This is a genomic window from Lichenicola sp., assembly GCF_965198575.1.
GTDB lineage: Bacteria > Pseudomonadota > Alphaproteobacteria > Acetobacterales > Acetobacteraceae > Lichenicola.
In genome coordinates, this window is record NZ_OZ240671.1 from 3,721,044 (window position 1) to 3,735,126 (window position 14,083).

The following is a 14,083-nucleotide window of genomic DNA, read 5'->3' on the forward strand; positions in this document are numbered from 1 at the left end:
GCCAGCCATGAGCGACAACCCGTTCTCCGAGCCGGACGACAACGAACGCACGATCATCCGGCCGATCCCGGGCGGCAGGCGCGTCGGACCGGATGTGCCCGCGGCTGCAACCGCACTCGGAGGCGGCCCGGCTGTCGCGCCGCCTGGCAGCGCTGATCCGGGCGTCCTGGATCCGGGTCCGGCCGATGCCGGCGCCGGCTTCGTCGATCTGCCGAAGGGTGCCGGGGCGCCGATCGTGGCCGCGGCAGCCGGCTGCCTCAGCCTGCTCGGACGCCTGCGCAACGCCTTCTCGGTGCCCGACGCGACGGCGCTGCGCGAGCATGCGGTGCAGGAGTTGCGGCGTTTCGAGCAGATCCTGCGCGCCCAGAACCTGCCGATGGAGCAGTTGCGGCCGGCGCATTACGCGCTCTGCGCCAGCCTCGACGACGTGGTGCAGGCAACCCCCTGGGGCAGCCGCGGCGCCTGGGCCGACGCCTCGCTGGTCTCGACATTCCACCAGGAAGTCAGGGCGGGCGAGCGCTTCTTCGACCTGTTGGCGCAGCTGCGGCAGAACCCCGGCAAGTTCCTGCAGATCGTCGAGCTGATGTACCTCTGCATGTCGCTCGGCATGCAGGGGCGCTACCGGCTTTCCCCCCGCGGACCAGCCGAGCTCGACCGGGTGCGCGAGGAAACCTACGTCCTCATCATGCGCAACCGCGCGCCGGGGGAGCGGGCGTTGTCGCCGCATTGGCAGGGCGTGGCGGCACCGTATCGCCGGCAGCGCTTCAGCCTGCCGGTGTGGGTGGCGGCCCTCGCGGGGCTGGCGATCATCGCGGCGGTATATGTCTGGGCCTCGCTCGGCCTCGCCGGCGACTCCGACCGGCTGTTCGCCTCCGGGCTGGCGGTGCCGCCCGGCCACATGCCGGCGATCGCCCGCAACATCCCGGTCGAGGCGGTCCGCACGGTGGCGTCGCCGACCGGAGCCCGCAACGCGCTGGCCGGCCTGCTGCGGCCCGAGGTGGCGCAAGGCCTGGTCAGCATCGTCGGCACCGATGCCGTGCCGATCGTGCGGATCCGCAACCGCGGCATGTTCGCCTCCGGCAGTGCCGACGTGTCGCCCAAGTTCCGCGCCATCCTGGCTCGCATCGGAGCCGCCATGCGCACCCAGTCCGGGACCGTGCAGGTGGTCGGCTACACCGACAACCAACCGATCCACACGATCCGCTTTCCCTCCAATTTCGAGCTCTCGACCGCACGCGCCGAGGCCGCCGCCGCACTCATCGGTCCCGCCGCCGGCTCCGATGCGCGGGTTTCCGCCGAGGGTAGGGCGGATGCCGATCCGGTCGCACCCAACCAGACGTCGGACGGGCGCGAGCAGAATCGCCGCATCGAGGTGGTGCTGCACCGGACCGGCACGCTTCCATGAACACCAACCTGCAATATCTGGTCGCGATGCTGCTGGGCCGCTGGACCACCAGCTTTGCCGGGTTGGCGATCGCCGGCATGCTCGCCTGGTATCTGGGCCCGCTGATCCCCGGTCTCAGCAGCACCCTGTCGCGGGCGTTGCTGATCTTCCTCTTCGTGCTGATCTGGTTCGGCGTGAACGGCATCCTGAGCTGGCGGCGGCGGCGGCGTGGTCGGGCGCTGGCGGCTGCGGTCGTCGATGGTGGGGCGGCGCCTCCGCACCGGTCCGGCCGCACCGAGGAGAACGAGGAGGTCAGCCAGCTGCGGGCCCGCCTGCGTGCGTCGCTCGCCGTGCTGCGCAAGGCACAGGGCCATCGCGGCGCGCTGTACGAGCAGCCCTGGTTCCTGATGATCGGGCCACCCGGCGCCGGCAAGACCACGGCGCTCAGCCAGTGCGGGCTGCGCTTCCCGCTGGCCCAGCCTGACGGCACCGGCGGCGTGTCCCCCGGATCGGTCGCAGGCGTGGGCGGCACCCGGCTGTGCGACTGGTGGTTCTCCGACGAGGCGGTGCTGATCGACACCGCCGGCCGCTACACGACGCAGGATTCCGACGAGAGCGTCGATCGCGCCGGCTGGCTCGGCTTCCTCGACCTGCTGCGGAAAACCCGCCCGAAGCAGCCGCTCAACGGCGTGCTGGTAGTGATCTCGCTCGCCGACGTCGCGACCGTGCCGGCAGCCGAGCGGCTCAGCCACGCACGGGCGATCCGCAGCCGCATCAAGGAGGCGTCCGACCGGCTGGGCGTCCGGCTGCCGGTCTATGCGGTGTTCAGCAAGGCCGACCGCATCGCCGGCTTCACCGAGTTCTTTGACGATCTCGACCAGCAGGCGCGCCAGCAGGTCTGGGGCATGACCTTTCCGCTCTCCAAGGGCGTCGAGATTTTTGCCTCGGAGTTCCAGCTGCTGCTCGACCGGCTGGAGGGCCGGCTGTACGAGCGGCTGCAGGCCGAGCGCAGTCCGGACCGGCGGGTCGCGATTGCCGGCTTCCCGTTGCAGATCGCCAGCCTCGAGGCGCCGCTCACCGACTTCCTGCAGGCGGCGTTCGGCGGCACCAAGCTCGATCGCGCGCCGATGCTGCGCGGGGTGTATTTCAGCTCCGGCACCCAGGAAGGCACGCCGATCGACCGGCTCACCGGGCTGCTCGCGCGCACCTTCGGCATCGACCAGAAGCGCGCGCCGAGCCTGCGTCCGGTGGCGGGCCGGGCGTATTTCATCGGCCGCACAATCCGCGACGTGATCCTGGGCGAGGCGCTGCTGGTGTCGGCCAACCCGGCTTCGGTCAGGCGTCGACGGATCTGGCGCTGGAGCGGCTTCGGGACGGTGGGCGTGGTGACGGTCGTGGCCTCCCTGCTGCTGTGGCGCGATGCCGAGGCCAATCGTGCCGCCATCGCACACGACCAGGCAGCGATCGATGCGTACTCCCGCACGCTGGTCGGGCTGCCGCTCGATCCGGTGGCCGATGACGACCTGCCGCGGGTGCTTCCGGTGCTCGACGCCGCGCGCCAACTGCCTGGCAATGACGGTGCGGCGGCGGACACGATGCCGGTGTTGATCCACCGCACCCGCTTCGATATCGCGCAGGCGGACAAGGTCGGCGCCACCGATCGGCTCGCCTACCGGCATGCGCTGGAACGGGTGCTGCTGCCGCGGCTGATCTGGCGGGTCGAGGGGCAGATGCGCGCCCATCTCGACAGCCCGGAGTTCCTCTACGAGGCGACGCGGGTCTATCTGATGCTCGGCAATGACGGGCCGCTCGATCCCAACCTGGTGCGCGACTGGATGATGCTGGACTGGGCCGATCGGTATCCCGGCCCGGTCATGCAGCCGCAACGCGACGCGCTGCTGCGCCATCTGAACGCGCTGCTGGCCGACCCGCTGCCGACCATCCCGCTCGATGGTGCGCTGGTGCGCGAGGCCCGCAGCACCTTCAGCCGGGTGCCTCCCGCCGAGCGCGTGTACAGCCGCGTCCGGCCGGGTGCTGCGGCGACCGCTGTGCCACCCTGGACGCCGGCCGCCGTGCTCGGCAGCGGGACGGGGGACAGCCAGCTCTTCACCCGGCTGTCCGGCCGTCCGATGACCGACGGCATCCCCGGCTTCTACACCGCCGAGGGTTTCCGCAGCGTGCTGCTGCCGGCGCTGAGTGCCGCGGTGCGCGAGGTGGCGGATGAGAGCTGGGTGCTCGGACGCCCGGACGAGGCGGCGGCGCCGAATGCCAGCACGCAGTCGCTGCAGGCGCTCGAGGCCGGGGTGATCGGGCTGTATGCCGCGGATTACGAGCGCTTGTGGGACGCCATGCTGCGCGACCTGGCGCTGGTGCCGTTCCAGGGCCACGCCGACACCGTGCAGAAGCTGTACGTGATGGCCTCGCCGCAATCGCCGATGCGCGACCTGCTGGTGTCGATCGTGCACGAGCTGGCCCCGGCTGGAGCAGCCGCCCAAGCGCAGGCTGCCGGGGCGGGCACCGGAAAGACCGGGCAGCCGAAGGGCGCGGATCCCCAGGCGAGCCGGCTTGCCGCGGTCTTCGACCAGCATGCTGCGAACGGCGAACCGGCCCCGCCGCTGGGCCACGAGATCGACGACCATTACCGCGACCTGATCGACTTCACCGGCCCGAGCGGCCAGGCGCCGCCGATTACCGGGGTGTTCCGCCTGCTCAACCAGCTGCAGAGCGAGCTGGCCCAGCTGCCTGGCTCGGACAACCCATCCGGCGTGCTGCAGGGCAGCCAGGCGCCGGCGCAGCTGCTGCTCGCGGAAGCCGATCGGCAGCCACCACCGGTGTCGCGCTGGCTGCACCAGATCGCCACCGGCGGGGCGGCGATGGTCGGCGGCGATGCGCACCAGGCGGCAGCGTCGGCATTCACCGGCAGCGAAGGACCGTCGAAGTTGTGTCATCAGGTGGTCGACGGGCATTATCCGTTCGAGCCGGAGGCCACGACCGATGCACCGATCGACGACTTCGTCAGACTGCTCGCCCCGGGCGGCGCACTGGACGCCTACTTCAAGACGCAGTTGCGGCCGTACGTGAACACCTCGGGCGAGACCTGGCATGCGCAGTCGCTCGGGGGCGTGCCGGCGCCGGTGACGGATGCCGCGGTGGCGTCGTTCCAGCAGGCGGCCCGGATCCGCGACCTGTTCTTCCCGACCGGCGGCAGCACCCCCTCGGTGCATTTCACCATCAAGCCGCTCTCCGCCGACCCGGCCTCCAAGCAGGTGGTGCTGATGCTCGGTCAGAATGCGGTGACCTGGCAGCCGGGGGCGGTGCACAGCACCAGCATGACCTGGCCGGCGGACAACCTCAGCGAGGTCGGGCTGACCTTCAAGCCGGTGGCGTCGTTCCCGCTGCATGAGGAAGGGCCGTGGTCGCTGTTCCGGCTGTTCGGCAATGCCAGCATCGAACAGGCCGACGAACCGGGCCACTTCCTGGTGCATTTCCGCTCCGGCGCGCGAGAGGCGACGTTCTCGGTGGAGACCGGATCGGCGCAGAGCCCGCTCGACCAGAACGTGCTGCAGAACTTCCACTGCCCGGTGGTGCAATGAGCCACGGTGTGAATGCGATCCGGCCGGGGTTCTTCGGCAAGCTTCCGGCGCGTGGCGACTTCGTCGGCGCCGGCTTGTCACCCGAGCTGGTCTCGGCATGGCATGGCTGGATGGCGATGCGGCTGGCGGAAAGCCGGGAGCAGCTGCAGGACGATTGGAAGACGCTGTGGCTGGTGGCCCCGGTCTGGCGGTTCGCGTTGCCGCCGGGGCAATGCGGTGCCAGGGCGCTGACCGGGCTGTTCCTGCCGAGCGTCGACAAGGTCGGCCGCTACTTTCCGCTGCTCGCCGGCGTCGAGGGTGCCGGGGCAGGGCGCGATCCGACTGATCCGGATGCGCGCTCGTTCCATGACCAGATCGAGACCTCGTGCCGCTGGGCGCTCGAGCAGGACTGGGCACCGGACCGGGTCCTGGCCAGCCTCAGCGTGATCGCCGCCCCCGACGACGCGCCCACGCGGGTCGGCCTGTGGTGGACGGAAGGCGGTCCGCATGTGGCTGCCGGCAGTTTCGAGGCGGATGGGTTGCCGGACGGCCCCCGCTTCCAGCAGATGCTGCGGTCATGAGCCAGACCATCCGACATAGCGCCGCCTCGCATCCGGGTGCCGTGCGCACCGACAACCAGGATGCCATGCTGTGCCGCCCCGAATTGGGGCTGTACGTGGTGGCCGACGGCGCCGGCGGCCATATGGGCGGCCGGGAGGCGGCGGCCAGGGTGGTCGCCAGCGTTGCGTCGCTGTCGACCGGCCTCAAGCCGGCGGAGATCCTGGCGCATCTGCGGCAGCGGCTGATGACGCTGCACGAGGAGCTGATCGACGATGCCCAGCAGGCCACCAGCCCGGCGATCCGGCATGCCGGCGGCCTGGCTGGTGCGGCGGGTGGCCTGCAGGGCATGGCCTCGACGGTGGTGGTGCTGCTGCTCGACGAGGAGTTCTTCGCCTGCCTGTGGACCGGCGATTCGCGCATCTACCTGCTGCGCGACGGCGAGCTGATCCGCCTCACGCACGACCACAGCGTGGTGCAGGAGCTGGTCGATTCCGGCGTGATCGAGGAGTGGCAGGCGGAAGGCCACGCGCAGGCGAACGTCATCACCCACGCGGTCGGTGCGGGTGCGGCGCCGCTCCGTCTCGACAAGCGGGTCGGACAGGTGATGCCGTACGACCGCTTCCTGCTGTGCAGCGACGGGCTGACCAAGACGCTCGATGACGTCGAGATCCGGGCGTTGCTGGAGCAGGGCGGTGAAGGAGCTGCACTGCTGGTGGATGCGGCGCTGCGCCAGAAGGCCCGCGACAACGTCACGGCGATCGTGGTCTCGACCGACTAGTACCCGATCGTTGCAGGCAGGTTCAGGCTCCTGGCGCTCATGGGGTCGACGCGACTCGTGACAACGACATATGGTCGCGTTGTTTCATCATCTGGAGTGTACCATGAGCAAGGCTTTCATCTCTGCGGTCCTGCAAGACTCTCTCGATTGCACCGGTGTCGCCGCGAACCGTGCAGCTGAGGATCTGATCGGCGCCATCGTGCGCGAGATGAAGAAGGAAGGTGGCTTCACGCTGCCGTCGTTCGGGACGTTCCGCGTCGCCAAGACGAAGGCCCGCAAGGCGCTGAACCCGCGCACCGGCGAGCCGGTCAAGGTGAAGGCCGGCAAGACCGTGCGCTTCAAGGCCAGCCCGAACCTCAAGAAGGCGGTCTGACACACCGCCCGCCGCGATCGGTCCCGCCACCGATCGCGCTCCGGCATTTTTTAAGCCGCCCGCACGGTGATCATGAACCTGCTGACCTCGCTGGCGAGCTGTTCGGATTGCCGCGAGAGGTCTGTCGCCGCCGACAAAACGTCGGTCGCGGCGTCTCCGGTCGTGGTCGCAGCCTGGCTCACACCGCTGATGTTCAGCGTCACGCCGCGCGTACTCGACGCGGTCTGCTGAACGTTCCTCGCGATCTCGGCGGTCGCAGCGCCCTGCTGCTCGACGGCGGCGGCAATCGAGGTGGCGATCGTGCTGATCTCCTCGATCGTGGCGCCGATCCCCTTGATGGCACCGACCGCCTCCTGGGTCGCACCCTGGATCCGGTTGATCTGCGCGCTGATCTCCTCGGTCGCGTGTGCGGTCTGGGTGGCGAGGTTCTTGACCTCCGATGCCACCACGGCAAAACCCTTGCCGGCATCGCCCGCCCGCGCCGCCTCGATGGTGGCGTTCAGGGCGAGCAGGTTGGTCTGCTCGGCGATACTGGTGATGAGCTTGATCACCTGGCCGATCTTCTGGGCACTCTCCGCCAGGGCGAGCACGATCGTGTTGGTGTGCCTGGCGTCCTCCACCGCCTGACCGGTGATCCGTGACGATGTCAGCATCTGGTTGCTGATCTCGTTGATCGAGGCGCTCAGCTCCTCCGAAGCGGCCGCGATGGTCTGTACGCCCAGGCTGGAGGCCTCGGCTGCCGCGGCAACGGCAGCGGCCTGGCTGGTGGTATGCAAGGCCGACGCCGCCATCGATTGTGCCGTTGCCTGCAGCTCGGTGGAGGAGGATGCGACGATGCCGATGATGCCGCCGACAGCGTGCTCGAAGCCCTCGGCCAGTGTCGCCATCAGCTGTCTGCGTTGCACCTCCGCCCGGCTTTCCTGCGCCTCGGCTTCCGCGTCGAGTGCCACGGCGTGCCGAGCGGTGGTGCGCAGGATCTCGACCGCCCGCCCGATGTCGCCGATCTGATCGTCGCGGTCCAGGCAGGGCACCGTTTCGTCGAGATTGCCCTTGCCGATTGCGCTGACTGCCGCGGCGATCGAGCGGAGCGGACGCAACGAGACCCGTAGCGTCAGCCAGCTCAGCCCGCTGACGACGAGAACGACCAGCAGCCCGGCCCACGCGCTCTGCGTCACCATCTTGACGACGATGGCATGCTGCTCGCTGAGGGGCACACCCACGAAAATCAGTCCGACCGGGTTTCCGGCGCCATCGTGCAGAGGCTCGTAGATTGCCAGGTATGGAACGCCGAGGATGCTGGTGCGCCCCTCATAGCTGACGTTGCGGCCGATCACGGCATCGCGTGCCGGTCCCGCCGCCAGGACGGTTCCGGTGGCGCGGGAGCCGTCCGCGCGGGTGATGTTGGTGGCGATCCGCATGTCGCCGCTGAAGATGGTCGCCGCACCTCCGGCAAGGCGGCGGACGGTGTCGACCAGGTCAAGGCGATCGTTCAGCGCGTGGCCGCCGAGCGTGAGCCGACCGCCCGGCTGCAGTTCGAAGTCGGCGCCGACGCGGCTGAGTTCCAGCTTCAGCAGGGCAAGGTTCGTGGCCAGTCCGCGCTGGGCTTCGTGCAGCTGCGCCTTCTCGATAACCTGGACGGTCCAGGCCTGGACGGTACTCACGGCGACAAAGACCGCAAGGATCGTGGCGATCAGCAATCTGGTCGAGATGCCGACCCGATCGAGACGCTGCCGCAGCGCCGCGACGAGGCTAGACATGGAGCACCGGTTGGGCTGCCCCCAGTCGGGAAGCGAAAGAAGCAAGACCGTGCAGCATCGGTGTCTCTCCGGGAGCCTGAGGCCCGGCTACCGCCCGGCTTCCTGCAACTGTGACCCCGACGACTTAACAAACGCCTAACACATCCGGATCACGTGCTGCATGATCCCGACGCAGGCGCCGGGCCCGGTCACCTCAGCTCCCGCCCTTGACCGATTTATAGCCCTTCCAGACCCACTCGAGCGCTTCCGGAAAGGTCTGCGCCTCGGTCGCACCATCGACGTGCCGCGCGTTGCGCGAGAACACGAACTGGTAGTGGTAGCCTTTCGCCGCCAGCACCTGCGCCATCCGCTCGTTGGCAAGCGTCCAGTCGTGCATGCCGTCGGCCATGGCCGGGACATAGTAGAACAGGTCGCGATCGCCGGCCTCGAACCAGTAGCGGATCGGCTTCGTCGGCGTGTTCGGGATCAAGGGCGCGCCATCCGACATTGTCGCCGGCGCAATGCTCCCGCCGGTGATCGCCAAAGTCGTGGTTTTCGGACCCGGCCAGGCGCTGTGATACTCCCACGCGCCGCCCGGCAGCGCCGGATCGTGCGGCCATTGCTGGTTGACCATCGTGGGCGAGTAGCCGAGCACGCGGTGGTACCACTCGGGATGCGTCCAGGCCATCGTGAAGGCTGCCGCCGCACTCGAGCTGAACCCCATCGTCAGCCTGGCATCGGGATCGTGGCTGAGCCTGACACCGGCGTTGCGTTCCACCCGAGGCAGCACCTCGTGCTCGACCCACTCGGCGTAGGCGCCCGATACGGTGTCGTATTCGCGGCCGCGCTCGCTGCCCTGGGCATCCTGTCCGCCGGCCGCAATGCCGATCGCGGCCATCGGCGGCAGTTTGCCCGCGTGGATCAGGTTGTCGAGGATCGTGAAGAGCAGCGTCTCCTTGAAGAAGCTGACCGGTCCGCCATCGCCGAACACGATGAAGGGCAGGGTGGTGCCGGGCCGGTAGCCTGCCGGCACATACACGTCGACCGCACGCGTCCAGATGCCGGCATGGCTCGCGGAAACGTGCAGGTCGGACGCATCACCGGGCGCCGTGGCGGCCGTGTCGACGGCCTGGTTGCGGCAGCCGCCGGCGTCGTCGCGGACCAGGCCGGGACGGAAGATCTCGCCGTCGGTCGATGTCATCGTGAAGGAGCGGATCGTCCCGGCCGGCACGCCCGCTTGCCGCGTGGCCTCGGGTGCGGCGGGATGCGATGGCCCGATGATGAAATTGCCCTCCGACCCGGGCGCCGGCAGCGTGCCGTCCGCGAGCGCCGTTGCGTGCGGATACTTCGGATTCAGTGGATCCCGGGTCGGCGGGGTGGTGGCGAGGTTCAGGCCGCTCGTGTCGATGTAGAACGGTGCGGCCGGATCGGTGGTATTGGCGCCCGCTGGCACGGCGGCGTTGGGGGGCACGCACGCGGCAGTGGCGGCCCGCGCGGCCTGGACGGGCACCGCGACAACGGCAGACAGCAATCCACCCATGAGAAAGGTCAGCTTTGTCGGCATCGTTGCTGCTCCGTGATCATGTACATGCGCGTGTGCTGTCTGATCGCCAACGGCATCCCGACGGGTCGTTGAGAATGCCGCTTACCTGGCCGGGACCGTTCCGGGAGCAGTACACCGCTCTGTCACCGCCTCCGGTGCGACGCCCTCGGTCCGGGCGAGACGCTCGATGATCTGGGGCAGGGCCCGGGTGATCAGCGGAAGCAGGGTGGTGGTCCGCAATCCCGTGCCGCAGGCGCTCAGGCGCACCTGGTCGCTGGTCAGGACACGCAGGATCGCTTCGGCGGTGAGTGGCAGCGGCGATCCATCGCCAGGCCAGGAACGCGGTTCGTGACGTGGGCGCGGGTTGTCCTGCTCCGCCGCCGACCTCGCCTGGAACGGCCAAATGATCGCGTCGTCCGCATCTGCCGACGGTCGTGACGTGATCTTCAAGCTGCCGAGAGGCGCGTTCATCGTCATCCTTTTGCACGGAGTCGGTCGTTGAACGCCGGATGCGGAGGGTCGTTGCCTACCGCCCGGGTCGCAACCGGCAGGACGCGGGCATTTACCCGGCGGTAACGTCTTCCAACGCATCATGGGCGCCTGCCCGTTGGAGATCCCTGATGCGCGTTGCCCTCTTCCTTATTGCCTGTTCCGGGCTCTCGGCTTGCGCCACCATCGTGAACGGCTCCAACCAGAGCATGACCGTCAGCACGGATCCGCCTGGGGCGGCCTGCGAACTCTCCCGCGGCACCGAGACGCTTGGTGCGGTCGCGTTGACCCCCGGCAGCGTGCGGATCAGCAAGAGCAAGGACGACATGCAGGTCGTCTGCAGGAAGGCGGGGTTCCAGGACGCGACACAGGCGAGCACACCGAACTTCGGCGGAGCGACGTTTGGCAACATCATCGCCGGCGGGGTCGTCGGCGTCGTGGTGGATGCCGCAACCGGTGCCAACTACACCTATCCGAGTGCCATACGCCTCACGATGGTCCCGGAGCCGCCACACCTCGCTGCCGCTCCGACAGCGGCGATCATCGTACCGGCGGTGGCTTCCGTGCCCGTGCCGGCGGTATCCAGGGCGATCGGTGGGTAGGGCAGGCAGCCACGATCCGCGGCTTCCGCATCACGGACTGCCGCGTCGCCCGCGCACATAGACAGTTGTCGCGACGGCGGTGTAGGCGACGGCGAACACCAGGGTCAGCAGCGGCCACACCGGGAAGGCGGTCACGACGCCGGGAGCCGCCGCGCGCCAGGCGAAGAGGTCCTGCCCAAGCACGAGGGCATTGATCGCGACCAGCGTCGCTCCGATCCAGATACCCCAAGACCCACGCACCAAATCATGCTCCTTCACGTTGCTTGCCACCTGCTCCGGCACGCAGCTTCCGCTCCTGGAATTGCAGCAGCCGGTCGGCATCGGCCATCACCGCCACCGTGCCGACATCATACGCCAAGGCTGGGATCAGCGCGCCGCTCGGCCCCAGCACCTCGGATGCGACGGGTCCGATGACCGCCGCGGTCCAGCCGAGCCCGACATCGACATGGATCGTGGTGCGGCACCGCCTGCTCCGCCGCACGCAGGTGGCAAGGCGCTTCAGGTTGCCGGTCATCGGCACCAGGTCGGCCGAGGCGCGTGCCGCATCGGTACCGTGCCCACCCATCGCCACGCCCACTGCTCCGGCCTTCAGCGCCAGGTTCTCGTTGATGCCGTCGCCCACGACCATCGGTCGGAAGCCGGCGCGGGTCTCGTCCAGCGCGCCAACGACCTCTGCGACATGAAGCATCCGGGCCTGACGGCCGGCCCTCGACGATCGTGGGGCCGGAAGCGGACTGCCGACCTGGCCGCACGGGCATGTCCTGCCGGTCCCTGCGATCCGTATCGAGATCCCCATGACTGTACCCAAGCTGGTCGCTGAAGCCGATTTACCGCAGGGCCGGCCGTTGCCGGCAAGACGTGCCCGGCCGACAAATCCGGCCGCAGCGGGGAGCAATCCCCGGCTTGTGTCGGATCCGCCCGTTGCCCACGATGCGCGCATGCCAATACGACGCCGCGTCTTCCTCGTCCCGTTCCTGCTGTGCGCCGCTGCCCGCTCTGCAGCACACGCCCAGCCCGCTGCCGTCCCGCCGCCCGCTTTGCCGGCACATGACGCGGTGACGCATCCCGGTCCGCCGGGACCATCGGGCGTTGCCGGGCCGCCCGATCCGGCGGCGATCTTTGCGCCGTTCGAGTCCGGCAACGAGCCGAACGCGTACCGGTCCGCCAGTGGCCTGCCCGGACCGGCGTACTGGCAGAACCGCACCGACTACACGATCGATGCCACGATCGAGACCGGGGCGCACGTGCTGCATGGCGTCGAGACGATCACCTACACCAACAACAGTCCCGACCCGCTCGACGTGGTCTGGGTGCAGCTCGACCAGAACATCTATCGTCCGGATGCGCGCTCGAAATTCGCGTCGCCTTATGACGTAGAGCATTCGACCGATGGCGATGTGATCGAGAGCGTCGCGGTGGAGCAGGGCGGCCGCACGGTCACGGCCCGCATCATCGTGTCGGACACGCGCATGCAGGTCAGGCTGCCGTCGGTGCTGGCGCCGAAAGGTGGCGTGATCAGGCTGCACATCGCCTGGCACTACGCGGTACCGGGCGTCTGGGGCGGCCGTACTGCGGTGACGCCGACCAAGAACGGCGACATCTACGAGATCGCGCAATGGTTCCCGCGCATGGCGGTCTATGACGACCTGCGCGGCTGGGATACCGGGCCGTATCTCGGCCAGGAATTCTATCTCGATTACGGCGACATCGATTACAACGTGACGGTGCCTTGGGACTTTCTGGTGCAGGGCTCAGGCGCGCTCGTGAACCCCGGCGAGGTGCTGACCGCGACCGAGCGTGCGCGGCTGGCGCAGGCGGCGAACAGCGACAGCACGGTGATGATCCGGGCACCCGGCGAGGTCGGCGATCCGTCGACGCGACCGACCCATTCCGGCACGCAGACCTGGCGTTTCCACATGCAGGACACCCGCGATGTCGCGTTCGCCGCGTCGGCTGCGTTCGCCTGGGATGCGGCGCGGATCAACCTGCCGCCGATCCCGCCGCCGCCGAGCCGGTGGTCCTGGCTGCCCTGGTCCGCAAAGCCGACACCGCGGCTGGCGATGTCGATCTATCCGGTCGAGGCGGCGCAGAACTGGGTGCGCTCGACCGAATACGTGAAGCACGCGATCGAGTATTTCTCCAGCCAGTGGTACCCGTTCCCGTGGCCGAACGCGGTCAATCTCGCGGGTCACGGCGCCGGCATGGAATATCCGGCGATGGCGTTCGACGGGATCAGCGATACCGGCAAGGAGTTGTTCTGGATCACCACGCACGAGCTCGGCCATAGCTGGTTCCCGATGACCGTCGGCACCAACGAGCGCCGGTTCGCGTTCATGGACGAAGGGTTCAACACCTTCATCGACGTCTATGCGTCGGATCATTTCAACCACGGCGAATATGCGCCGAAACGCGATCCGGAATATGCGCCGGGCGGCGGCAATCCGGTCGAGGAAATCATTCCCTGGCTGCAGGACCCGAAGGCGCCTGCAATGCTCGCTCCTTCCGACCTGGTGGCCGAGCAGTATCGGCATCCGATCACGTACTTCAAGTCGGCACTCGGGCTGGTGTTGCTGCGCGAGCAGATCCTCGGGCCGGACCGTTTCGATCCGGCGTTCCGCCGCTACATCGCAGCCTGGGCCTACAAGCATCCGACGCCGTACGATTTCTTCCGCTTCATGGACAGCGAGGCGGGCGAGGATCTGTCGTGGTGGTGGCGCGGCTGGTACCAGCATAACTGGACGCTCGACATGGGCGTCGTGGGCGCGACCTACCCGGACAATGATCCGGCGAAGGGGGTGACGATCTCGCTGGTCTCGAAAGGCTGGCTGCTGATGCCGGCCATGCTGGAGGTCAGGCTGGCGAACGGCAGCCGGATGCAGATGAGGGTGCCGGTCGAGGCCTGGATGAAGGGCAACCACACCACAATCGCGTTGCCGACGCACGAGGCGGTGCGCTCGATCGTGCTCGATCCCGACGACAAGATCCCAGACGGCGACCGGCAGGATAACCGCCTCGACCTGGCACCCTGACGCGTGCATCGCGCTG

Annotated in this window: 12 protein-coding genes; 7 read left to right on the forward strand and 5 right to left on the reverse strand. The window is 68.7% G+C overall.

The annotated features are described in order from the left end of the window. Positions 1-7 precede the first annotated feature (7 nt). From tssL to ACOEQ2_RS16845, 5 genes are all read left to right on the forward strand, one after another. Complete coding sequence (gene tssL, locus ACOEQ2_RS16825; protein WP_419729096.1) at positions 8-1,405, forward strand: type VI secretion system protein TssL, long form; 1,398 nt, start codon at positions 8-10, stop codon at positions 1,403-1,405. Beyond that, positions 1,402-4,977, forward strand: a complete 3,576-nt coding sequence (gene tssM / locus ACOEQ2_RS16830; RefSeq protein ID WP_419729097.1) for a type VI secretion system membrane subunit TssM — start codon at positions 1,402-1,404, stop codon at positions 4,975-4,977. Before tssL ends, tssM begins: the two co-directional genes overlap by 4 nt. Continuing rightward, positions 4,974-5,537: a type VI secretion system-associated protein TagF gene (gene tagF, locus ACOEQ2_RS16835; RefSeq protein ID WP_419729098.1), complete on the forward strand. Its 564-nt coding sequence runs from the start codon at positions 4,974-4,976 to the stop codon at positions 5,535-5,537. The genes tssM and tagF overlap by 4 nt, the downstream gene beginning before the upstream one ends. Further along, the gene (locus tag ACOEQ2_RS16840) at positions 5,534-6,295 is read left to right on the forward strand and encodes a PP2C family protein-serine/threonine phosphatase (RefSeq protein WP_419729099.1); all 762 of its coding nucleotides are present in this window, start codon (positions 5,534-5,536) and stop codon (positions 6,293-6,295) included. The genes tagF and ACOEQ2_RS16840 overlap by 4 nt, the downstream gene beginning before the upstream one ends. Before the next feature lie 103 nt (positions 6,296-6,398). After that, positions 6,399-6,668 (forward strand): HU family DNA-binding protein, encoded by a 270-nt coding sequence (locus tag ACOEQ2_RS16845; protein ID WP_419731260.1) that lies wholly within the window; start codon positions 6,399-6,401, stop codon positions 6,666-6,668. Positions 6,669-6,718: 50 nt separating this feature from the next. On the opposite strand, the gene ACOEQ2_RS16850 is transcribed toward ACOEQ2_RS16845, so the two are convergent. From ACOEQ2_RS16850 to ACOEQ2_RS16860, 3 genes are all read right to left on the reverse strand, one after another. Continuing rightward, entirely contained in the window at positions 6,719-8,425 is a 1,707-nt protein-coding gene (locus ACOEQ2_RS16850) for a methyl-accepting chemotaxis protein (RefSeq protein WP_419729100.1), read from the reverse strand. 193 nt (positions 8,426-8,618) lie between these two features. After that, positions 8,619-9,968, reverse strand: coding sequence for an alpha/beta hydrolase (locus ACOEQ2_RS16855; protein ID WP_419729101.1), 1,350 nt, complete (start codon positions 9,966-9,968; stop codon positions 8,619-8,621). Positions 9,969-10,049: 81 nt separating this feature from the next. Next, a complete protein-coding gene (locus ACOEQ2_RS16860; protein WP_419729102.1) occupies positions 10,050-10,418 on the reverse strand; it encodes a hypothetical protein in 369 nt (122 codons plus the stop codon). A gap of 149 nt (positions 10,419-10,567) precedes the next feature. Between ACOEQ2_RS16860 and ACOEQ2_RS16865 the strand changes: the two genes are divergently transcribed. Further along, positions 10,568-11,038, forward strand: coding sequence for a hypothetical protein (locus ACOEQ2_RS16865; RefSeq protein WP_419729103.1), 471 nt, complete (start codon positions 10,568-10,570; stop codon positions 11,036-11,038). 30 nt (positions 11,039-11,068) lie between these two features. Here the strand turns inward: ACOEQ2_RS16865 and ACOEQ2_RS16870 are convergent, their stop codons facing one another. Both ACOEQ2_RS16870 and ACOEQ2_RS16875 read right to left on the reverse strand, forming a co-directional pair. After that, positions 11,069-11,278 carry a hypothetical protein gene (locus tag ACOEQ2_RS16870; protein WP_419729104.1) on the reverse strand — a complete coding sequence of 70 codons (210 nt, stop codon included), beginning with the start codon at positions 11,276-11,278 and terminating at the stop codon, positions 11,069-11,071. Between the two features lie 4 nt (positions 11,279-11,282). Next, a complete protein-coding gene (locus tag ACOEQ2_RS16875) occupies positions 11,283-11,726 on the reverse strand; it encodes a hypothetical protein (RefSeq protein ID WP_419729105.1) in 444 nt (147 codons plus the stop codon). Between the two features lie 250 nt (positions 11,727-11,976). On the opposite strand from ACOEQ2_RS16875, the gene ACOEQ2_RS16880 reads away from it, so the two are divergent. Continuing rightward, the gene (locus tag ACOEQ2_RS16880; protein ID WP_419729106.1) at positions 11,977-14,067 is read left to right on the forward strand and encodes a M1 family metallopeptidase; all 2,091 of its coding nucleotides are present in this window, start codon (positions 11,977-11,979) and stop codon (positions 14,065-14,067) included. The last annotated feature ends 16 nt before the right edge of the window (positions 14,068-14,083 follow it).

What these genes read in the sequence shown, in the direction of transcription:
- tssL (WP_419729096.1), top strand. Translation starts at nt 8, where the DNA reads ATGAGCGACAACCCGTTCTCCGAGCCGGACGACAACGAACGCACGATC.
- tssM (WP_419729097.1), top strand. Translation starts at nt 1,402, where the DNA reads ATGAACACCAACCTGCAATATCTGGTCGCGATGCTGCTGGGCCGCTGG.
- tagF (WP_419729098.1), top strand. Translation starts at nt 4,974, where the DNA reads ATGAGCCACGGTGTGAATGCGATCCGGCCGGGGTTCTTCGGCAAGCTT.
- ACOEQ2_RS16840 (WP_419729099.1), top strand. Translation starts at nt 5,534, where the DNA reads ATGAGCCAGACCATCCGACATAGCGCCGCCTCGCATCCGGGTGCCGTG.
- ACOEQ2_RS16845 (WP_419731260.1), top strand. Translation starts at nt 6,399, where the DNA reads ATGAGCAAGGCTTTCATCTCTGCGGTCCTGCAAGACTCTCTCGATTGC.
- ACOEQ2_RS16850 (WP_419729100.1), bottom strand. Translation starts at nt 8,425, where the DNA reads ATGTCTAGCCTCGTCGCGGCGCTGCGGCAGCGTCTCGATCGGGTCGGC.
- ACOEQ2_RS16855 (WP_419729101.1), bottom strand. Translation starts at nt 9,968, where the DNA reads ATGCCGACAAAGCTGACCTTTCTCATGGGTGGATTGCTGTCTGCCGTT.
- ACOEQ2_RS16860 (WP_419729102.1), bottom strand. Translation starts at nt 10,418, where the DNA reads ATGAACGCGCCTCTCGGCAGCTTGAAGATCACGTCACGACCGTCGGCA.
- ACOEQ2_RS16865 (WP_419729103.1), top strand. Translation starts at nt 10,568, where the DNA reads ATGCGCGTTGCCCTCTTCCTTATTGCCTGTTCCGGGCTCTCGGCTTGC.
- ACOEQ2_RS16875 (WP_419729105.1), bottom strand. Translation starts at nt 11,726, where the DNA reads ATGCTTCATGTCGCAGAGGTCGTTGGCGCGCTGGACGAGACCCGCGCC.
- ACOEQ2_RS16880 (WP_419729106.1), top strand. Translation starts at nt 11,977, where the DNA reads ATGCCAATACGACGCCGCGTCTTCCTCGTCCCGTTCCTGCTGTGCGCC.